We start from the raw sequence: 21,421 nt of genomic DNA, 5'->3' as shown, positions 1-21,421 counted from the left end.
CGGCGGAATCGTGATGGATCCTCAGCCTCTGACACTGCTGGTCGGCGAACCGCTGCCGCTGTATCGCCGCGTGAAGGCGATGATCCTGCGCTTCGTCGAGACCGGGGAGTGGCCGGCGAATGGCCGGGTGCCGTCGGAGAACGAGCTGGTGAAGTCGCTCGGCATCAGCCGGATGACGATCCACCGGGCGCTGCGCGAGCTGACCGAGGCCGGGGTGCTGGTGCGGGTGCAGGGCGTCGGCACCTTCGTCGCCGGGGCCAAGCCCGAGGCGCCGCTGATGGAGATCCGCAGCATCGCCGACGATGTGCGCGCCCGCGGCCATGCCCACAGCGCCACGGTGGTGCTGCTGCGTTCCGAATCGGCGACGGCCGAGACGGCGGCGCGGCTGGAGGTGGCGGAAGGCACCGTTCTCGCCCATTCTGTGCTGATCCACCACGAGGACGGCGTGCCGATCCTGCTGGAGGACCGGCTGGTGCGGCTCGATTCGGCGCCGCATTACCTGGCGCAGGATTTCACCCGGATCACGCCGCATGACTACCTGATGCAGGCGGCGCCGATGCCCGACGGCGAGCATGTGGTCGAGGCGGTGCTCGCCGAGCCGTGGGAGCGCGAGCATCTGCGGATTGGCCGGCATGAGCCCTGCCTGCTGATCCATCGCCGCACCTGGGCGGCGGGCCGGCTGGTCAGCGTGGCCCGCTTGCTGTTCCCTGGCTCGCGCTACCGCATCGGCGGGCGGTTCACCAGCCGGCCGGCACCGGGCTGAGCACGCGCCGCTCGATCTCGCGGTCGAGGCAGGTGGCGAGGGCGTCGCTGACCCCGGTCATCGGCAGCCGGACCTCCGGGCTGTCGATCAGGCCGGTGCGCCAAAGCCAGTGCTTGATCGGCGCCGGGCTCGGCTCGGCGAACAGCAGCCTCGGCAGCTCCGACAGGTCGCGCCAGGCGGCGAGGGCGCCCGGCTGGTCGCCGGCCAGCAGCCGGTCGCGGATCGCGGCGAAGGCTGCGGTCTCGACATGGGCCGAGGCCAGGATGCCGCCATCGGCGCCCTGGGTCAGGGCGGTGTAGAGCAGCGCGTCCTCGCCGGTCAGCACCGAGAAGCCGGCCGGCCGGTCGCGCAGCAGCTCGAAGGACTGGCGGGCATCGGCGCAGCAATCCTTGACCCCGACGATATTGGGCCGCTCCGCCAGGCGCAGCATCGCCTCATTGCCCAGGTTGACGCCGGTCCGGTAGGGGATGTTGTAGATCAGGATCGGCCGGTCGGTGGCGTCGGCCAGGGCCGAGAAGTGGCGCACCAGCCCCTCCTGCGACGGGCGGACATAGTAGGGGCAGGCGATCAGATAGCCCTGCACCGGCCAGGCGACGGTGCGGTCGAGCTCCTTGACCAGCTTGCGCGTGTCGCTGCCGGACAGGCCGAGAACCAGCGGCCGGGTCCATTCCTCGGCCGCGATCGCGACCAGGCGCTCGGTCTCGTCGGCATCCAGCGTCATGCCCTCGCCGGTGGTGGCGGCGAGGATCAGGCCGTCGACCGGGCCGGCGGCGTAGTGCCGGAGCATCCGGCGCAGCGAGGCCTCGTCGAGCGCGCCGTCGCGGAACGGAGTGATCAGCGGCAGCCAGAGGCCGGTCGGGGCGGGAAGGGGCATGGTTCGTCTCCTCAAGTGGGGCCGGAGACGGGGAGGGCGCAGAGACGACAAGACCCCGTCCGAACCGGCGGGGTCTGGTGGATCCTCAAGCGCGCGGCGGGTTACCGCGGGCAGCGATCTCCGGTCCCCGCGGGCGGGGCTTTTTTGGCTTTCGCGAAGAGGGTGCGGCCGGAGGTCATGCCCGGACCCTCGCCCGCCGCCGGGGCGGCTGTCAAGCCGGCATCTCCCAGGTCCTGAGCCAGGCCTCGACCGGGCCGAGGTCGAACGGCGCCTCGCCCTCGCGGCCGATCGGGAGGAGGGGACGGATCGACTGCCAGGGATCGCGCAGGCCCCGGCCCAGCCCGTCGACCGGCAGGGTGCGGCGGTCGATCGCCCACGCCGCGACCGCGGCCTCCACCGCCAGCGCGGTCCAGGCGGCGTCGAGCTGGCGCTCGGTCTCCTCGACCGCGAAGGGGGCCATGCCGCCGACATCCTCGACCCCGTCGCAGACCTGGCCGCGATACTGCAGCGACACCGGCTGGGCGGCGATGCGGGCGGCGGCGACCTTCGCGGCAGCGATGTGGCCGAGATTGAGGAACTGCACCCCGCCGGCCGCCCCGGCCTCGGCCGCCAGCCCGGCGGGCAGGCCGCTGAAGGACGGCCATTGCAGCTTGTGCACCCGCTCGCCCGACGCCTCGACGGCCTTGCCGAGGGCGAGGCGCAGCGCGTCGAGCACCACCGCCAGCAGTGTCGTCTCCATGCTGCCGTGAGAGACGGCGGCGCCGGTGGCGCGGTCGATCAGCGGATTGTCGGCGACGGCGTTCAGCGCCGCCTCCCACGCCTCCCACGCCCAGGCCAGGGCGGTGCGGGCGGCGCCGTGGATCTGCGGCGCGCAGCGGAAGCTCAGCGGGTCCTGCAGCAGGCGCGGGGCGCCGGGCTGCCATAGCACGCTGTCCGCCAGCAGCCGGCGCAGGGCTTGGCCCGCGGCGGCATGGCCGGCCTGGGGATGGGCGCGCTCCACCGTCTCCGACCAGGCGCCGGGATTGCCGCGGAAGCCTTCGAGGGACAGCGCGGCGGCGAGGTCGAGCGCGTCGAGCAGCCGCTTCGCCTCGGCCAGGGCCAGGGCGCCGGCGGCGAGGGTGAGGGCGTTGCTGTTGAGCAGCGACATCGCCTCCTTCGCCGCCAACGCGTCGAGCGGCGGCGCGGCGGAGGCGAAGCTGTCGGCGCCCGGCCCGTCGGCGGCGCGGCCGACCAGCGGCAGGGCCAGCTGCGACAGGCCGACGATGTCGGAGGCGCCGATCGAGCTGCCATAGCGGACATCGGGCGCGACGCCGGCATTGGCCCGGGCCAGCTGCGCCGCGCACAGGGCCGGGCGCACGCCGGACCAGCCGCGGGCCCAGCCGTTCAGCTGCACCGCCAGCGCGGCGCGGATCACCGCGGCCGGGGCGCGCGGGCCGGGGGCGCGGGTGGCGTGGCCGGTCAGGACGGCGAGGTTGAAGGCGGCGTCGCGGCGCGGGTCGACGGCGAAGTCCTTCTGCGAGCCGAAGCCGGTGGTGATGCCATAGGCCGGCACCCCGGCCTCGACGATGCCATCGACGATGCCGCGCGCCTCGGCGATCCGGTCCCAGGCGGCGTCGGACAAGGCGAGGCGGGTGGCGCCGGCGGCGAAGCGCGCCAGGGCGGCGATGCCGAGGCTGTCGCCGTCGAGGGTCAGGAGGGCCGTGTCGGCCGCTGGCATGTGGCTCATGGTTCGGAGGCTCGCAACATCACGCCGCGAGACTTAGGGCCGCCCGGTCCGCCGCGCCGCCAGCCGAACGCCGCCCGCTGTTCCGCCAGCGACAGCGGAGCAGCGGAGCGGAGCCCGGCGGCCATGATCAGCCCCGGGCCGGCTGGCGCTTGGCGGTGAGGAAGTACAGCACCGCCGGGACCGCCAGGCCGACGATCCAGGAGATGTCGACCCCGTCGAGCGACGCCACCAGCCCGCCCGTGTAGAAAGGCGTGTCGATGAACGGGATCTGCACCACGACGCCGATGACGTAGCAGGCGATGCCGGCCAAGTTCCAGCGGCCGTAGCGCCCGTCGGGGTCGGCGATCGCCCGGATGTCGTACTGCTCCCTGTTGATGAAGTAGTAGTCGACCAGGTTGATCGCGCTCCACGGCGTGAAGAAGGTCAGCAGGAACAGCAGGAAGGCCGAGAACTGCTTCAGGAAGCTGTCGCGCTCGGCCAGGGCCAGCCACAGCGTCAGCCCGATCATCAGCAGCACGTAGAACAGCCGCCCGGCCTGCGACAGCCGGGCATTGCCGCGGAAGCCGCTGACGATGGTGGCCAGCGACATCACGCTGCCATAGGCGTTCAGCGTGGTGATGGTGATCTTGCCGAAGGCGATGGAGAGATACAGCAGGGCGGCGATGGTGCCGGTGGCGCCCAGCCCGACGATGAAGGCCACCTGCTGGCCGTGGCCGAAGCGGTCGCCGGCCAGGGCCGCGGCGAAGACGCCGAAGGTCATCGCCACCTGGCTGCCGATCACCGAGCCCAGCCACACCATCCAGAACACCCGGCGCGGCGGCGTGTCCTCGGGCAGATAGCGGGAATAGTCGGCGACATAGGGGCCGTAGGCGATCTGCCAGGAGGCCGACAGCGACATCGCCAGCAGGAACTTCGACAGCGCGAAATGCTGGTTGCCCAGCAGCGCGCCGATGTCCTGGTCGACCAGCAGCCGCCCGAACATATAGGCGAAGGCGATGATGCCGACGATGCTGGCCACCCGGCCGACGGCGTGGATGACGCGATAGCCCAGCACCGCGAACACCACCACCACGGCGGCGAAGATGACGATGCCGGCGGCGTCGCCCACCCCCAGCAGCTGCGACAGCGCCTGGCCGGACAGCACGGTGCCGGTGGCGGAGAAGCCGATATACATCAGGCACACCAGCACGATCGGGATGGCGGCGCCCCAGACGCCGAACTGCACCCGGCTGGAGATCATCTGCGGCAGGCCGAGGCGCGGCCCCTGGGCGCCGTGCAGCGCCATCACCGCCCCGCCCAGCGCCTGGCCGATCAGGAGGCCGACCAGCGACCACACCACGTCGCCGCCCAGCACCACGGCGAGCGCGCCGGTGATCACCGCCGTGATCTGCAGGTTGGCGGCGATCCACAGGGTGAACTGGCTGAACGGGCGGCCGTGGCGCTCGCTGGCAGGGATATGGTCGATCGCCCGGCGTTCGACGATCGGATTGCTGGCAGCATTGGCGCCGCGATCTTGTGTCATTGCATGGCTCTCCCGCCCCGGTCTTGGGGCCGGGAAACGAGACGGCAGCGTCCCGGCAATGTCAAACGCGGCGCCGGCTGACCTGGAGCGCAGCCGCAGGGGGTCTAGATCCAGACATCGTTGGCCGCCGTCCGCTCGCCGCCCTCGTGGCCGGTGTTGAGGATGCCGCGCGGCTCGATCAGCATCAGCCTGACCTCGCCTTCGGCGCAGGGCTTGTGCTCGACGCCCCGTGGCACCACGAACATCTCGCCGGGGCCGAGCCGCACGGCGCCGTCGCGGAAGTCGAGGCGCAGCGTGCCCTCCAGCACCAGGAAGGCCTCGTCCGTCTCCGGATGGTGGTGCCACAGGAAGTCGCCCTCCAGCCGGACGATCTTGAACTGCAGCTCGTTCATCTCGGCCACCACGCGCGGCTGCCACCGGTCGGTGAACAGCGCGAATTTCTCGGCCAGGTTGATCGGGGCGTAGGGCATCGGGATCTCCTCTCGGATGGGACCGCAGATGTGGCCCGTCCGGCGCCGCGAATCTTGTACCGGCGTGCGCGGCGCGATTCCCCCTCACCCTCCCGTCGCCGACGCGACGGGCCCCTCCCTCTCCCTGAGGAGAGGGAAATGAAGACCGGGGCCCCTTCACCTCTCCCCCGGGGAGAGGTCGAAACCGCGTAGCGGTTTCGGGTGAGGGGGCGGCTTCGGCCTCTCCGTCGGCAGCAACATTTCATCCCCGCGCAACAATCGCTTGGCGGCGCCGCCGGACATCGCGAGGATGCCGGCCATGGACGCACCGATCCTCACATACCCCCACCCCACGGCGCCCGAGCCCGGCGTGCCGGTCGAGGTGGCGCCCGGCCTCTTGTGGCTGCGCTTCCCGCTGCCGATGGCGCTGAACCACGTCAACCTGTGGCTGATCGACGACCCCGACCTCACAGGCGCCCCCGGCTGGACCCTGGTCGACGCCGGCATCGGCAACGCCGCGTCGCGCGAGATCTGGGAGACCCTCCTGCCCGGGCCGCTCAAGGACCGGCCGATCCGCCGGGTGCTGATCACCCACATGCATCCGGACCATATCGGCCTGGCCGGCTGGCTGTGCGAGCGCTTCCGGGCGCCGCTGACGATGACGCTGTCGGAATACGCCGTCGCCCGCGCCACCTGGTCGGACGACCGGCCCGAGGTGGCGGCCGCGCATGCTGCCTTCTACCGCGCCTCCGGCCTGCCGCCCGAGGCGGCGGAGACGGTGGAGGCGCGCGGCAATGTCTATCGCCGCGGCGTCTCGCCGATCCCGGTCGCCGCCCGCCGTATCCGTGACGGCGACACCCTCGCGATCGGCGGCCGGCCGTGGCGGGTGATGGTGGGCGAGGGCCATTCCAGCGAGATGGCGTGCCTGTACGATGCCGAACGGGGCATCCTGATCTCGGCCGACCAGGTGCTGCCGAAGATCAGCCCGAACGTGTCGGTCTGGCCGTCGGAGCCGGAGGCCGACCCGCTGGCGGATTTCCTGCGCAGCCTCTCGGTGCTGCGGCACTTGCCGGCGGAGACGCTGGTGCTGCCCTCGCACGGCCTGCCCTTCTTCGGCCTGGTCGAGCGGATCGACTGGCTGGCGGCGCATCACGCCGAACGCCTGGACCTGACCCGCGAGGTCTGCCGCAGGCCGGCGACGGTGGCCGATCTGATGGCGGCGATGTTCCACCGCGCGCTGGACCGGCAGCAGATGATGTTCGCGGTGGGCGAGGCCACGGCCCATCTGAACCGCCTGGTCGCGGCGGGAGAGCTGGAGCGGGAGACCGGGGCGGACGGCGTGTGGCGATACCAGCGGGTGTGACCGCGGGCACTCCATCCGCAACAATCGCGATCGTCTTCTCGCGCTGCCTCTCCCGCAAGCGAGACCTTTTCAGAACGCCGGCCCTCGCCGTCATTGCGACGAGGCGAAGCCGACGAAGCAATCCATGGGCCGGCACGGGCTGCCGCATGGATTGCTTCGCTGCGCTCGCAATGACGATGCCGGCTATTCTGAAAGGGGCCCGCCTGGCCGGGGAGGCCGACATCGCATGGCGATGTCGGGTGAGGGGGCGAGAGCTGGCCACCCTCGGCAATCCCGATCGTCTTTTCGCGTTGCCTCTCCCGCCTGGCGGGAGAGGTCGGGCCCGCGCAGCGGGACCGGGTGAGGGCTGGCTCAGGCCTCGACGCCCCCCTCACCCAGAGGCGCAAGCGCCTCCGACCTCTCCCGCACGCGGGAGAGGCAAAACCATCGGGCTTCGCGGTGAGGGCCGGCCGCCGGCGGTCACCCGCCGCCCGGTTTCAGCAGCCAGGGGGCGCGGTCGAGTCGTTCGCCGGTCTCGATGTCGTACCAGCCCGGGTCCGGGATCTTGTCGCTCTCGTCGAGATGCCAGTAGCGGCCGGCATCCGGCCCGTCCTCCGGCCACCAGGGCGCGGNCCGCCGCCCGGTTTCAGCAGCCAGGGGGCGCGGTCGAGTCGTTCGCCGGTCTCGATGTCGTACCAGCCCGGGTCCGGGATCTTGTCGCTCTCGTCGAGATGCCAGTAGCGGCCGGCATCCGGCCCGTCCTCCGGCCACCAGGGCGCGGCGGGCTTGTCGCCCTCCGCCTTCCGGAGCCGGCCGAACCAGTCGGCGCCGGAATAGTCCGGGTTCAGCCAGGAGGGGTCTGGGCGGATGCGCATGTCGCGGCAGAGCTGGAAGACGATCGCCTCCAGCGAGTGGCCGGCGAAGTCCAGGTCGGCGTCGATCTCCGGGTCGTCGACCAGCCGCTTCCACATCGCGGCGATCTGCGCCTCGCAGGTCTCGGCGTCGAGGTCGCGGTTGGCGGCGACCGAGCAGGCGACGGCGCGGGCCACCCGATGGCGGCGCTTCTCCTTCTCCGCGGCCCGGCNCTGGGCGGATGCGCATGTCGCGGCAGAGCTGGAAGACGATCGCCTCCAGCGAGTGGCCGGCGAAGTCCAGGTCGGCGTCGATCTCCGGGTCGTCGACCAGCCGCTTCCACATCGCGGCGATCTGCGCCTCGCAGGTCTCGGCGTCGAGGTCGCGGTTGGCGGCGACCGAGCAGGCGACGGCGCGGGCCACCCGATGGCGGCGCTTCTCCTTCTCCGCGGCCTGGTCGCGGGCCCGGGCGGCAGCCTTCTCCGCCATCTCCTGGCGCTTCTGGGCGAGGTGCAGCTTGAGCGCCAGCAGGCGGCGGACGCCGCGGGCGATGCGGTCGAGCGAGAGCTCGAGATCCCTGGTCGCAGCGGTGTCGCCGGCCCTGATCGCGGCCAGGGAGGCGGCATGCATGGCCTCGGCGCGCTCCATCGCCATCTCGGCCAGCCGGTCGAGCATGCGCCCGGCGCACTCCGCCTCGGCCGGGTCGAGGGCCGGGACGGCGGGCTGCGGGGTCGGGACGGAGTGTGCCTTCTGCATAGAACATATCATGAACGAAGTCGTGAATTAAGTCCAGCCCAGCATCGGAAACTCAGGTGATCTGCGGCTCTCCGAGAGGGCCGTGCATCGCCGGGGGGGGCAGCAAGACGGGCCTCCTCGAGGGAGCGTCTTCATGCCGACGACGACATCGGGGGCGAGGTCCCGGCGCGTCGCCGTCAGCCTGCATCGACGCCGAGCCTCCGTCGCGCCGCTGGCAGACGTACCATGGCGCCTGTCGATGCCGGCGCGTCACCTCGTGCGGGACGTCGCCTTCCGGGCCATCGAAGTGAGCGCGAGATCGCCACGCCTGTTCTTCTCAAGCATCTCATACGTGCAGCCGTCGTGTTCGGTCGCAACCGAAGTGCCGTATCCGCCGGCGCCGCAGTGGCTGCGGTGCTGTTGGGTCTAGTGGCCGTGTCCGATGCGCGGGCGGCAGGACCTTTCTGTTCCGATGCCGAGCTCAATAGCTCTCCTGCGCTCGCTGGCCGTCACCTGACGCGGGGTGGGACGGAGCGCGCCTTCTTCATGGAGCGTACGGATTCGCGGCCGCTGTCCAGCGCGTCACGAGGAACCCCGCGATGTTCCGGCGGGTCCCGACCCGGAGTCCTCCCGCGGCTATCGCTGATAGCCCGGATCGCCCCGGCTGACGATCGGCTGCATGGTGACGATGCGCGGCGGCGCGGGCGGCAGGGCCGCGACGGCCGGCTGTGCGGCGGCCGGCAGCCCGGTAGCCGGCTGTGCGGACACCGCCTGCACCTTCGGACGGTCGACGATGCAGGGGCGGCCGACCCGGGCGAAGGCCGACCGCACCACATCGTCGTCGCACAGCACCTCGCGCGCCGCATCGCCTTCGCCCATCTGGCCCAGCAGGGCGGCCATGTTCCGGCGCTCGCAGCCCTCGTCGACGGTGGTGCCGCCTCCGGTCAGGCCGAATCCCGCGACGGCCACGCCGGCGGCGTAGGAGCCGGCGCAGGTGTTCAGCCCCGCCGTCAGGCCGGGCGCGACGATGTCCGGCGTGTTGTGGACGGTATAGGACCCCCTGTATCGCAGCGAGCTGTCGCCGGGCGCGCCGTTGACGATGCTCACGGTGCCGCCGGCCGAGATGGCGCCGGCCGTGGCCCCCGCATTGTTGACGGCATTGGACGTGGCGTTGCCGGTGGCGCTCGATGTCGACTGGGCCAGGCACGGCCCGGCCGGAATCGCGAGGACCGAGGCGATGACAAGAATCCGCAGCATGCTGACTTCTCCTGGATAGGGACGCCCGCGAACGGAAACCCGCTGAGGGATCGCCTGGAAACGCAAACTGGCGCGAGCCGGCTGATGCCGGACTCGAAGCTCCGATGCCAGCGGACCTGATATCCGCTGCGCACCGGTTCCCGGATCCACCACCAGCCGGCTCGCGCCAGCGCTTTTTTCCAAACGTTCCTCTACCAACGAGCGGGGCCGGGCGCCCGTTCCGGTCCGTCGCGGCGAATTCGCGGTTTTCCGGATCCGGGCCGTGCTGCGCATCCGGGCGCAGCCGCCGCCATGGGGCGGTGTCTCCGCTGGACCCTTCGGCGCCCGAGACCGGGGCGGCGGCGGCCGTCGAGGGATCGTATCGCGGCCGAAATTTTGCCATCCCGCTCGGATGATACCAATATAATATCATCGGATCCTGAGTGTAGAAAAGTTCTGTAACGCCGTGTCGCAGATTATAGTGTGTATAATCTATGGATTGATTATGGATTGTCTGTTTTAAAGAGAGCCTGATGTACCGAGTCCGGCAAGAGTCGATTGCAGGACGGATGATGAATTTTTGGTAATTCATCGAAGATTTGCGCAGATCGCGTCATTCATTTCGTGATCTGCGCAGAGCCGGTTGACAGCCGCTGCCATGATCCCGCTCACCTCAGCAAGGCATGCGTCCTTGATGGGTGAGTGTAGGCAGCAACAGGAGAGTGGACATTGAAGACGCTTCGTATGGCGCTTCTGGCCTCGTCGATCGTGATCGTCAGCGGCGGCTCCGCCTTTGCTTTCGATCTCAGCAATGCCGGCTCCACCAGCAACGGCAGCGGGGCGGTTTCCACGGTGTCCAACGCGCTGGGCCTGCCCCAGGGGGCGGGCGTCGGCACCGGTGCGGGCATCGGCACCGCGGGCACCAACACCGCGACCGGCGCGGGCGGGGCCTTCGCCAACGGCGCCGCCCAGGCGGACAGCGCCCTCGGCGGCACCGCCAGCACCGTGAGCCACGGCATCGCCGACGGGCTGGGCTTCGGCAGCAACCAGAACAACACGAGCGGCTCGCTGCAGTCGAGCGAGGCGATGGGCTCGGGCTCCGCCTTCGGCAACGGCACCGCGGCGACCAAGGGCGTCGGCTCCGCCCTGGGCGAGGGATCCGGCCTTGGGCTGGGTTCGGGCAGCGTGAATTCGGACGGCAGCACGTCCGCATCCGCCAGCTCGATCGCCGATGGGCGGGCCCAGGCGTCGTCCAATGGTGGTGAGGCGGCGGCCACCGGCCATGGTGAGTCGACCGCAGAGGGCACGGCGTCGCACCGCTGATCCCGGCGACCGACTGCTTTCGCAAGGGCCGGCGCGCCATGGGCCGCGCCGGCCCGCCTCCCGCCCCCGCCGGGCAGGTCCGGCGTGCCCGGGCCTGCCCGGCGGGGCGCTGCACGTCTTCCACCATCGGGGACAAGGGTCATGAACAGAACCATCTTCCTGACATCGGCCGTCGCCCTCTGCCTCGCCGGCGGTCCGGCGATGGCCTTCGATCTCTCGGGCACGATCAGCCGCGGCACCAGCCTGGGCGCAGCCGGGTCGGTGAGCACCGACGGCGCCTCCGGCACCGCCGCGGGCTTCGGCACCGGCGTCGGCGTGAGCACCGCCTCGACCGACAACGCGGCCGGGTTCAGCGGCGCCGCGTCGAACGGCCTGGCGACGGCCACCGGGACGCCGGGCGGCTTCGCCAGCTCGCTGGGCGTCAATTCCAGCTTCGGCGTCAGCGGCGGGCTGAACGTCAACAACACCGCCGGCCCGATGAGCGTGACCGGCGCCGCGGGCATCAGCATGTCGACCAGCATGGGCGGCGCCTCGGTCATCGGCGATGCCGATGCGGCGGCATCGCATTCCGGCATCACCGTCGGCGGCGGCACCGCGGGGCCGGACGGCACCTCCGCCGTGGCGTCCGGGATCACGGCATCGGGCGCCAGCTCGACCTCGCGAGGCGGGATCGGCAGCGCGTTCAGCGGCGGGATGTCGAGGAGCGTCGGCAGCGCGTTCCGCAATTGACCCCGGGAGCCATTGTCGCGGCGGGCCCGGGCCCCGCGGCTGCACCGCGAAGCCGAAAAATCGGACGGTGGAGGGGAACGGGCATTCGATGGCGCCTGTTGAAGGATGCGCGTTTTCGGATGCTGGAGCCGTGCGGGACGGTCCCTCGGGCCGCCGTCCTCCGAATGAGGAGCGATGACCATGGTGATCCCGGCCAGTGACGAACCGTCTCCCGCCCTGGTGGTCGCCGGCGCCCTCGCCGCCGGAGCCGTCAGAAGCGGCTTCATCGCATCCGCCGCGGCCGTCCTGGTGCTGTCGGCCTGCGGCCAGCCCCCGCCGCGGCAGGGGACCGTGGCGGTCGAGACCGGAGGGTCCACCGTGGTCGTCCCCGCAGGCACCCCGGTCATCACGCCGGGACCCGCGATCGGCCCCGGGACCCAGGTCGTGCTGGTCACGCCCGGGATCCCGGCCGCCGCGGCGGGCAACCCGGTGTTCACGCCGGCGCCGCCGGTCTCCGTTCCGCGGTCCCCGGCTCCCGTCATGGCGACCCCGGTGTCCACCGCGGGGATGCCGCTGTCCGGCCCCGACATCGTCTCGCTGCTGTCGAACCAGACGGTCTATGCCCGCTACGCCATCAACACCGGGACCCTGCGCGCGGGCGATCCGTGGGTCGAGTACTATCGGCCGGACGGCCAGTACTATTACAGGGACCAGCGCCGCTCCTTCGTGGGGCGCTGGTCTGTGGCGAACGGCAAGCTCTGCTATTCCGAGAATGCGGCCACGGCCTGCGGTGTCGTCTACAGGACAGGCGAGACGATATCCTTCACCCAGGAGGGGAAGGTCATCGGCAACAGCACCCGGGTGGTGCCGGGCGACGCCGAACGGCTGGCCGGAGGCTTCAGCCGGTTCTGACGGCTCCGGCGGGGCGATGATCGACGCCGGCGGGTGCTCTGCCGGGCCGTGGCTCGAAGTATTCGTGAAGACTCTGGCGTTTCCGGCGTCTCGAAGAACGAGGCGAGCCGGTCATGGTTGTGATTTTGCCAGTATTCCTATGGGCAAGAACATAATTCTATCGACTTGATCGACTCTTTCCTTCGGGACGAGATGGTATAGTCTCTGTGGTCCAGCCAGCCACAGGGCGGCTGGCGACCCGAAGCCGGAGAGCATTCGGTCGAACCCGAGGTCCGGGATGGTGGCGTTCAGACCCCGTCAACCATCCGCATTCGCCCGGCCCAGCCGGCGAATGTGGCCACAGGGTTAGGCAGCCGATGCTCGAGAAGCGGTCACTGCAGGTCTCCGCCGGCAAGGCGGACGACGTCTGGACGACGGATTCAGTGCCGGAACCGGAGCGGGAGGAATACTGGCGGGGGGCGCTCCGCCGCCTCTATCCCGATCTGACGGCCCTGGAGCCGCTCGACGGGGAGGCGGTGCGCGGCCGCCTCGTCATCCGCGGCTTCGCCGACGGATGGGCGGGCGAGTGCCAGCAGAGCGCGGCCCGCCTGGCCGGTGCCGGGTGCGATCCCGCCGGGGACGGGTGGGACGGCTACAACCTCATCCTGCAGATCTATGGCGTCGGGCGTGTCAGCCATGCCGGCCGGATGGTTCACCGGCGGTTCGGCGAGATGACCCTGACGGATGCCGCGCTGCCCTTCGAGGAGGTCGGCCTGGGCTCCCCGCATGTGCAGCTGTGGCGGCTGCCGCGCCATGTGCTCGCCCCCCTGCTGATCGCGCCGGACCTGTCGGCCGGGATGGGGATCCACAGCCGGCACGGGGCCGGCGCCTTGCTTCTGAGCCTGCTGCAGACGACCTGGCGCGAATGCGGCGGCCTGGCGCGGCCGATGCAGCACCGGATCCAGGAGTCCATCTGCCGCCTTGTCGCGCTGGCCTTCAGCCCGGCCTCGGTCGCGCACAGATCCGGCCGCAACGGCTCCCGCCAGGCATCGCTGCCGGAGGCGTGCGCCTTCATCGAGAGCCGGCTGCAGGACCCGCGGCTCAGCGTCGGCGAGGTGGCCGAATGGCTGTGCTGCTCGCGCCGCAAGCTGGAGATGCTGTTCGAGGAGACCGGCATCGGGGTGGCCGGCTGGATCGGCCGGCGCCGGATCGAGGAGTGCCGGAAGATGCTGGCGGATCCGGCGTGGCGGCACCTCTCCATCACCGAGGTGGCCTTCACCTGGGGCTTCCGCGATCTGTCCACCTTCAACCGCCGCTTCCGGGCGCGGTGCGGCGTGGCGCCACGCGAGGTGCGGCGCGAGGAACCGGCGACGCCGCCCTGGACCATCGGCCCCTTCCGCCCGCGGCTGCCGCCCGTCGGGGAGTGAGGGCGCCGTCGCCGCGGGACGCCCCGCCGGCTGCCGCGGCGGAGCGGTTCCTCCCGCGGTGAACGGCCCGGCTCACCCGGCCGGGCCGCCCGAGCACCGTCCTATTGCGGCGCCCCCTGCATCAGCTTCTGCGGCGACCGGGCCGCCATGAAGCTGCTGATCTCGGCCAGGGTGACATAGCCCTTGCCGGAGCTGTCGATCTGGCCGAAATGGTCGGCCACGAAGCCCCAGCCGGCCTTCTTCGCCTGCTGCGCCGTCAGCGACGAGCGCGCGCCGGAGGCGCGCTGGAACTGCGCCGCCAGCTCGTCCTGCATGCCCTGCGCCATCGTCGCCGGGCTCGGCCGCGGCGCCGGCGCCGTCCGCAGCGCCAGCGTCCCGGCCGGCTTCACCGGCTTGCGCACGTCGTCATAGCCCCAGGACGGCTGGGCCAGCGCCATCCCCGCCGCCACCAGGGCCAGCGGGGCCACCCAATGCTTGATCCTCATGATCCCCTCCTTGGCTAGTTGGCGGCCTGCTGCGCGATCTCGGCGGCGTCGGAGCCGAAGGGCGGCGCCGCGTAGAAATCGCTGATCACCGCCTCCAGCGCCGGGCGCGAGGCCTCGGTGTTGTAGGTCATGTGGCCGCCCTCGAACCACTTGACCGGGACGCGGTCGTAGAGGTCGACGCCGATCAGGTCGAGCTCGGTCTGGTAGCCCGGCGTGGCGTTGTCCTCATAGCCGTGCATGACCAGCCATTTCAGCCCCGGATCGTAGGTCAGGGCGATCTGGATGTCGCCCAGGCTGTTCGGGTCGGTCGTGCCGTTGTGGTTCCAGTTCCAGTAGAAGATCGCGTTGCCCAGCGGCTCGTAGGTCGAGGCGCTGCGATAGTTCACGTAGTACGGCATCAGCTGCTTGAACTGGTTCAGGAAGGCCAGGTTGATGTAGTCGTCCGGCGCGTAGGAATTGCCGGCCGGCACCTTCATCCGGCCGTCATAGCGGCCGAGCTCGTAGCCCGGCATCAGCTCGTTGCGGTAGTCGCCCGGCAGCTGCTTGAAGGATTTGTACCAGGTCAGCGTGTCCAGCGCCGCCCGGGCCACCAGGTCGTTCAGCAGGGCCCAGCCCTTCTGGGTGTCGAGGAACTTCTTGCGCGCCCCCGGCGTCATCGCCTCCACCGGCGCGTAGCGCACCGAGGTGAACTGGCGCAGCCCGGCGAGATACTGCTCGATCGTCTGCGACCCGCGGGCCGGCGATTTGTGGAAGAAGTTCGCCATCATCGCGTAGCTCGGCAGGTAGCCGCCGCAGGAGACGGCCTCCTCCATCTCGCAGTTCGAGGCGTAGTCGAGGATCGGCGAGTTCAGGATCACGCCGGTCAGCACCACCGGCGGCTTGCCGGTCGGGTCCGGCGCGTAGAGGCTGGTGCCCTGCCGCTCCAAGAGCTTGGCCACGATCGGCGTGCGGATGCCGCCATAGGATTCGCCGTACAGGTATTTCGGCGAGCTCTGGCGATTGTACTGGTTGATGTAGCGGGTGATGAAGTCGGCCACCACCACGCCGTCGGCATCCACGCCCCACCAGTCGCGGTTGGTGTGCGGGGCGATGGCGGCGGAATAGCCGGTGCCCGGCGGGTCGACGAACACCAGGTCCGACTGCTTCAGCAGCGTGATTTCGTTGTCGACCAGCGGGAAGCTGTCGGGCTGCTGCGCCGGGTTGATGATGTTGGGCGCGTCCGACTTCAGCCGCTTCGGCGCCCAGGACCCCATATGCAGCCAGATCGAGGCCGAGCCCGGGCCGCCATTCCACAGGAAGGTCACCGGCCGGGTGTTCTTCGCCGCCCCGTCCATGGTGTAGGCGGTGTAGAAGAATGCCGCCTCCGGCTTGCCGTCGGCGCCGTTGACCACCAGGTGGCCGGCGCCGGCGGTGAACCGCACCAGCTTGCCGTCGATCGCCATGCTGTGGTGCTTGAGCGAGGTGGTCTCGTTCACCTGGGCCAGGTTGACCTGCCCGGTCGGCCCGGTGTTGTAGATGGTGGGGTCGTTCACCACCCGGTCCGGCTCGGCCCGGGGCGCCGCCTGCGCCAGGGATGCCTGCGCCGCGCCGGCGGTGTCGGCGGCCGCGCCCGGCGGCGCCGCCAGGCCCGGGGCGCTGGCCGCCAGGCAGAGAGCGAATGAAGCCGCGACAATGCGTAAGGACATGTCTCGCTCCTCCTCTATGTCGACTTCGACGTTGATGGGCCCGTCCTCGGGGCGATCCGTCGGGGCGCCGATCTGGTTCTGCGGAATGCCGGTGCGGAAATGGATCGGCGCGGCGGCGATGCTGCGATGCGGGCTTCGGCCCGGAGGCGGACGGCCCCCGGATCCTCGGGCAGGGCATGGCTGCGCGAGCGTGCCCCGCGCGGGGCCTCGGCCGGAGTCTGGTCGAGCACGACAGAAGGGTGCGCGCGTCCCCCCCCGATCGCGACGGAAAGCCAACCCTGTTGATCGATGTTTTGGATGAACGTCTTGTAAGACTTCGCAGCCTAGCCAAGCGATCCGTTCCGCAAAGGCCAAAAGGGAAATTCATGGAGTCATGGAAGACAGGCGGAAACGTCATTCGACTCTGCAAGGGTCCGGTGCTAGTGCCGTGTTGCTGAAATCATAAAGTCTTCGTCTGTTCTTTCTAAAATTAGAGCAAAATCGGCCGGCGATGGAGTTTCCTGGCCGGGGTGTTCGATCGAATTCTCATTTATTTCGGACCGGACCGGATTTTTCGGCGATTGCAAAAATTTTTGTGTCTGCAACCGGAGCGGACCGAAGCGTGGCCGGAAGGCCACCCGTCACGGGCGACTCCGAGTCCCATCCCGCCATCGGCCGCGGTCGGGGAGGGGAGCGGCCGGCCGGGCGGTCCGCGGGGGACGATCCGGGCCGGCGCGTGATGTCGTCGCCCGAACCGGCCGGCTCGACTCGCCGCGGCTGCCGCACCCCGACAATCCTGCCCTGCCTTCGCTGCATTCCGCCCGTTCTTGTCTCGATTGTCCCGATCATGCTGTGATGTGGATCGAGACAATCGGGGCAGGACAGGAGGCCGCCATGTGGATGCCGTCGCTGGTCGACCGCGCGGGGCCGAAATATCTCCGCATCGCCGACGCCATCGCCGAGGACGTCTATGCCGGCCGGCTCAAGGTCGGGGAGCGGCTGCCGACCCATCGCGACCTGGCCTGGCGCCTCGGCGTCACCGTCGGCACCGTCAGCCGCGCCTATGCCGAGGCCGAGCGCCGCGGGCTGGTCGCCGGCGAGGTCGGGCGCGGCAGCTTCGTCAAGGCCGGCGCCCGGTCCCAGGCCACGCTCGACATGCCAGCCGTCGGCGGGCCGCAGACCATCGAACTCGGCGTCAACCGGCCGCCGACCCATGTCATCGCCCCGGAATATGCCGACGCCATGCGCCGCATCGCCGGGTCGAACATGCTGGGCGAGCTGATCAACTACCAGGCCCATACCGGGCGGTGGGAGCATCGTGCCGCCGGGGCGCAATGGATCCGCCGCCGCGGCATCGAGGTCGGGCCCGAGCGCGTGCTGGTCACCAGCGGCGCCGAGCACGCCATCACCGCGTCGCTGATGGCGTTCAGCGACCCCGGCGACCCGATCCTGGTGGAGGAGCTGACCTGGTCCGGCGTCCGCGCCCTGTCCAGCCTGCTGCGCCTGTCGCTGCGGCCGGTGGCGATGGACGAGGAGGGGATGACGCCGGAGGCGCTGGAGGCGACGGCTCGTGCCTCGGGCGCCCGGCTGCTCTACACCACCCCGACGCTGCACAACCCGACCACCAAGACCATGTCGGTCGAGCGCCGCAAGGCGATCGCCGAGATCTGCCGCGACCTCGGCATCACCATCGTCGAGGACGACATCTACGGCACCATCGCCGAGGACCCGCCGCCGGCCCTGTCCAGCTACGCGCCGGAGCGCAGCATCTACATCACCGCCGCGTCGAAGGCGATGGCGCCGTCGCTGCGCATCGGCTTCGCCGCCATGCCGTCCGACCGGCTGGGGCGCTTCAGCTCCGCCGCCCGCGCCACCAACTGGATGGCGCCGCCGGTGATGGGGCAGATCGTCGCCGACTGGATCGAGGACGGCACCTGCGACGTGCTGGCCGACCGCATCCGGCGCGAGACCAAGACCCGCCACGCCGTGGCGGCGCGGGCGCTGGAGGGGCTGACTTGGGCTAGCAAGCCCGGCTGCTTCCACATCTGGCTGGAGCTGCCGGAGCCGTGGCGGGCGCAGGACGTGGTGGCGGCGGCGCGGCAGCGGGGCCTGGCCATGACTTCGACCGAGCTGTTCGTGCCCGGCCGGTCCGAGACGCCGCACGCCATGCGCATCACCCTGACCGCCGCCGCTGATGCCGAGGAGCTGGAGCGCGGCCTGCGGCTGCTGGTCGACCTGCTCAGGAGCGATCCTGACCTGAGCCTGGCCGCCGCTTGAAACTGGAGAGGCCTGAGCCACCCCCTCACCCGAAATCGCTCCGCGATTTCGACCTCTCCCCAAGGAGAGGTGTATAGAGCCGGCGCTTGCTCTCCCTCTCCTCGGGGAGAGGGAGGGGCCCGGCGCGAAGCGACGGGAGGGTGAGGGGGGACGCCGCCGCGGAGCAGATTGTCGTAGTGAAGATCAGGCCGAGCCGCCCTTGTCCGCCCTCAACGACCCACGTCAACCAGAAAGCCGACCCGTGACCGCCATCCTGTCGATCCAGTCCTCCGTCGCCTACGGCCATGTCGGCAACAGCGCCGCGGTGTTCCCGCTGCAGCGCCTCGGCATCGATGTCTGGCCCGTCCTGACCGTGCATTTCTCCAACCACACCGGCTATGGCAGCTTCCGCGGCCCGGTGCTGCCGGCCGACCAGATCGCCGAGGTGCTGCGCGGGGTGGAGGAGCGCGGCGTGCTGCCGGGCTGCGACGCCGTGCTGTCCGGCTATATGGGCGACGTGTCGCTCGGCGCCGTGGTGCTCGACGCCGTGGCCAAGGTGAAGGCGGCCAACCCGAAGGCGATCTATTGCTGCGACCCGGTGCTGGGCGATGTCGACCGCGGCTTCTTCGTCCGCCCCGGCCTGCCGGAGTTCATGCGCGACCACGCGGTACCGAAGGCCGACATCATCACCCCGAACCAGTTCGAGCTGGAGTTCCTGGCGGGGCTCGGCGCCGGGGTGGGGGACGACCGCGCCATCGCCACGCTGGGCGACGCGCTGGCCGCGGCCCGCAAGGTGCAGGCGACCGGGCCGCGGATCGTGCTGGTCACCAGCCTGATCCGCCGCGACGCGCCGGACGGCGTGATCGAGATGCTGGCGGTGGCGCCGGAGGGGGCGTGGATCGTGGCGACGCCGCGGCTGCCGATCGCCGTCAACGGCTCGGGCGACATCACCGCGGCGCTGTTCCTGGCGCATTACCTGCGCAGCGGCGACCCGGGCGTGGCCCTCGGCCGCACCGCCGGCACGGTCTATGCGGTGATGGAGGAGACCCACCGCTCCGGCAAGCGCGAGATCCAGTTGGTCGCCGCCCAGGACGCCATCGCCACCCCGCCCGAGCGGTTCGAGGTGAAGCGGGTGGAGGGGTAGGGGGCAGCCCTCGCCGTCATTGCGAGGAGGCGAAGCCGACGAAGCAATCCAGGGGCCGGTTCGAGCCGCCCTGGATTGCTTCGCTGCGCTCGCAATGACGGGGCGGGAGAGGCAGCGCAGAGCTGCTCCGTTCGCGACCAGCGATCATCGTCCCCGGCGACAGCCTGCGCCCTCCCATCTGGGAGATGCGCCCCCGCCGATCTCCTGCAGAATGGCCGACGGTGCGGATGCCGCGCCCGTCCATACTCTGGAGTTCGACAATGGCCGTCGTCAACGGAACCGCGGGAAACGACCTGATCCATCTGGCCGGCGACGGGGTAGTCCTCCCGCCCGGCTACACCGATATCCCGCTGGCGACGGCCTTCGGTGACACTCTGGGCGGCCTCGCCGGAAACGACATCATCTATGGCGGCGGCGGCATCGATCTGATCGATGGTGGCGTCGGCGACGACAAGCTGGTCGGCGGCGACGGCAATGACGTGCTTCATGGCGGCGCCGGCGGCGACCGGTTCGAAGGCGGCGCCGGCATCGACACCGTCACCTATGCCGACGCCATCGCCGCGGTGGTCGTCAGCCTCCTCTCCGGCGTCGGCTCCGGCGGCAACAACGACTCCACCGGCGACAGCTTCGTCGATGTCGAGAACGTCATCGGCGGCGCGGGCGGGGACACGATCATCGGCAACAATGTCGCCGCCAATGTCCTCACCGGCAATGACGGGAATGACGATCTCGAGGGGCTGGGCGGCAATGACACGCTGATCGGCGGGGCCGGCGACGATCACCTGACCGGCGGCAGCGGGGCGGACCAGATCGACGGCGGCGCCGGGATCGACCTCGTCGACTATGCCGGCTCCCTCGCCGTGACGATCAATCTCAGCACCGGCACCGCCAGCGGCGGCGATGCCGAGGGCGACGTGCTCTCCGGCATCGAGAATGTCTACGGCGCCTTCCTCGTCAACGATGTCCTGACCGGATCGGCCGGGAACAATCTTCTCGACGGCCGGGGCGGGGACGACATCCTCAGCGGCCTCGGCGGCGCCGATATTCTGCGGGGCCATGATGACGACGACATCCTCAACGGCGGCGACGGCAACGATGTGCTCTACGGCGAAAACGGCGCCGACCAGCTCGACGGCGGCGGTGGCATCGACACCGCCAGCTACTTCAACCGGCCGGAAGCCGTCGTCGTCGATCTCGCCGCGGGCACCGGCAGCGGCGGCGAGGCCGAGGGCGACACCCTGGTCGGGATCGAGAACATCAGCGGCAGCCAGGGCGGCGATACCCTCTCCGGCGATGCCGGCGCCAACCTGCTGCAGGGCTGGAACGGCAATGACGTGCTTCGCGGCCGCGGCGGCGCGGACACGCTGAACGGCGGCGCCGGCACCGACCTCACCAGCTATTGGGGCGAGGCCACCGGCGTCACGGTGAATCTCGCCACCGGCACCGGCAGCGGCGGCAACGCCGCGGGCGACACCTATGTCTCGATCGAGAACGTCAACGGCAGCAACGGCGGCGATACGCTGATCGGCGGCGCCGGGGCCAATGCGCTGGCCGGCTATGGCGGCAACGACCTGATCCGCGGCGGCGCCGGCAAGGACACGCTGACCGGTGGTGTCGGGGCGGACCGCTTCGTCTATGCCGCGACCGCGGACAGCACCGTCGGCGCCAATGCCGACCGGATCACCGATTTCAGCCATGCCCAGGGCGACCGCATCGACCTGTCGCTCATGGACGCCAACACCGGCGCGGCCGGCGACCAGGCCTTCACCTTCATCGGCACCGGCCTCTACACCGGCGTGGCCGGGCAGCTGCGCTTCGCCGTCACGGCGCCCGGGGTCACCACCGTCGCCGGCGACGTCAACGGCGACGGCGCCTCGGACTTCCACATCCAGCTGACCGGCACCATCGCGCTCGTCGCAACGGATTTCGTGCTCTGAGCCGGGGGCCGAAGACCGGCGCTGGGGTGGACATACCGTCAGTGTCCCCCCTCCCCTTGCGGGAGGGGGGACACTGACGGTATGTCC

Annotated in this window: 16 protein-coding genes; 9 read left to right on the top strand and 7 right to left on the bottom strand. The window is 70.7% G+C overall.

The features are described 5' to 3' along the window. Positions 1-13: 13 nt before the first annotated feature. Complete coding sequence (gene hutC / locus BWR60_RS29065) at positions 14-763, top strand: histidine utilization repressor (RefSeq protein ID WP_088155606.1); 750 nt, start codon at positions 14-16, stop codon at positions 761-763. Here the strand turns inward: hutC and dapA are convergent. From dapA to BWR60_RS29045, 4 genes are all read right to left on the bottom strand, one after another. Further along, the gene (gene dapA, locus BWR60_RS29060; RefSeq protein ID WP_088155604.1) at positions 738-1,637 is read right to left on the bottom strand and encodes a 4-hydroxy-tetrahydrodipicolinate synthase; all 900 of its coding nucleotides are present in this window, start codon (positions 1,635-1,637) and stop codon (positions 738-740) included. The two genes, hutC and dapA, sit on opposite strands and share 26 nt — an antisense overlap. A gap of 211 nt (positions 1,638-1,848) precedes the next feature. Beyond that, entirely contained in the window at positions 1,849-3,363 is a 1,515-nt protein-coding gene (locus BWR60_RS29055) for an aromatic amino acid lyase (protein ID WP_088155602.1), read from the bottom strand. Between the two features lie 127 nt (positions 3,364-3,490). Continuing rightward, the gene (locus BWR60_RS29050; protein WP_088155601.1) at positions 3,491-4,885 is read right to left on the bottom strand and encodes a purine-cytosine permease family protein; all 1,395 of its coding nucleotides are present in this window, start codon (positions 4,883-4,885) and stop codon (positions 3,491-3,493) included. 104 nt (positions 4,886-4,989) lie between these two features. Next, positions 4,990-5,355: a cupin domain-containing protein gene (locus BWR60_RS29045; RefSeq protein WP_088155599.1), complete on the bottom strand. Its 366-nt coding sequence runs from the start codon at positions 5,353-5,355 to the stop codon at positions 4,990-4,992. Positions 5,356-5,653: 298 nt separating this feature from the next. Between BWR60_RS29045 and BWR60_RS29040 the strand changes: the two genes are divergently transcribed. Beyond that, entirely contained in the window at positions 5,654-6,697 is a 1,044-nt protein-coding gene (locus BWR60_RS29040; protein WP_088155597.1) for an MBL fold metallo-hydrolase, read from the top strand. A gap of 2,202 nt (positions 6,698-8,899) precedes the next feature. Here the strand turns inward: BWR60_RS29040 and BWR60_RS29025 are convergent. Further along, positions 8,900-9,520 carry a hypothetical protein gene (locus BWR60_RS29025; RefSeq protein WP_088155591.1) on the bottom strand — a complete coding sequence of 207 codons (621 nt, stop codon included), beginning with the start codon at positions 9,518-9,520 and terminating at the stop codon, positions 8,900-8,902. 708 nt (positions 9,521-10,228) lie between these two features. Between BWR60_RS29025 and BWR60_RS29020 the strand changes: the two genes are divergently transcribed. The 4 genes from BWR60_RS29020 to BWR60_RS29005 all read left to right on the top strand — a co-directional run bounded on the left by BWR60_RS29020 (position 10,229) and on the right by BWR60_RS29005 (position 13,848). Continuing rightward, on the top strand, positions 10,229-10,822 hold the full coding sequence (locus BWR60_RS29020) for a hypothetical protein (RefSeq protein ID WP_144445800.1): 594 nt from the start codon (positions 10,229-10,231) through the stop codon (positions 10,820-10,822). Between the two features lie 141 nt (positions 10,823-10,963). Then, positions 10,964-11,551, top strand: a complete 588-nt coding sequence (locus BWR60_RS29015; RefSeq protein ID WP_088155587.1) for a hypothetical protein — start codon at positions 10,964-10,966, stop codon at positions 11,549-11,551. A 174-nt stretch (positions 11,552-11,725) separates the two neighbouring features. Continuing rightward, positions 11,726-12,442, top strand: a complete 717-nt coding sequence (locus tag BWR60_RS29010) for a hypothetical protein (RefSeq protein WP_088155585.1) — start codon at positions 11,726-11,728, stop codon at positions 12,440-12,442. Between the two features lie 356 nt (positions 12,443-12,798). Continuing rightward, positions 12,799-13,848: a helix-turn-helix domain-containing protein gene (locus BWR60_RS29005; RefSeq protein ID WP_088155584.1), complete on the top strand. Its 1,050-nt coding sequence runs from the start codon at positions 12,799-12,801 to the stop codon at positions 13,846-13,848. 101 nt (positions 13,849-13,949) lie between these two features. On the opposite strand, the gene BWR60_RS29000 is transcribed toward BWR60_RS29005, so the two are convergent. Next, entirely contained in the window at positions 13,950-14,333 is a 384-nt protein-coding gene (locus BWR60_RS29000; protein WP_088155582.1) for a hypothetical protein, read from the bottom strand. A 14-nt stretch (positions 14,334-14,347) separates the two neighbouring features. Beyond that, positions 14,348-16,018, bottom strand: coding sequence for a S10 family serine carboxypeptidase-like protein (locus BWR60_RS28995; RefSeq protein WP_088155580.1), 1,671 nt, complete (start codon positions 16,016-16,018; stop codon positions 14,348-14,350). An 873-nt stretch (positions 16,019-16,891) separates the two neighbouring features. On the opposite strand from BWR60_RS28995, the gene BWR60_RS28990 reads away from it, so the two are divergent. From BWR60_RS28990 to BWR60_RS38765, 3 genes are all read left to right on the top strand, one after another. After that, a complete protein-coding gene (locus BWR60_RS28990) occupies positions 16,892-18,274 on the top strand; it encodes a PLP-dependent aminotransferase family protein (RefSeq protein WP_179221995.1) in 1,383 nt (460 codons plus the stop codon). 241 nt (positions 18,275-18,515) lie between these two features. After that, positions 18,516-19,397 carry a pyridoxal kinase PdxY gene (pdxY, locus tag BWR60_RS28985; RefSeq protein WP_088155576.1) on the top strand — a complete coding sequence of 294 codons (882 nt, stop codon included), beginning with the start codon at positions 18,516-18,518 and terminating at the stop codon, positions 19,395-19,397. Between the two features lie 260 nt (positions 19,398-19,657). Next, entirely contained in the window at positions 19,658-21,334 is a 1,677-nt protein-coding gene (locus BWR60_RS38765) for a calcium-binding protein (protein ID WP_088155574.1), read from the top strand. The last annotated feature ends 87 nt before the right edge of the window (positions 21,335-21,421 follow it).

Source organism: Inquilinus limosus, assembly GCF_002195995.1.
In the GTDB taxonomy this organism is placed as follows: Bacteria; Pseudomonadota; Alphaproteobacteria; order DSM-16000; family Inquilinaceae; genus Inquilinus; species Inquilinus limosus_C.
This window is presented reverse-complemented; position numbering and strand designations above follow the sequence as displayed.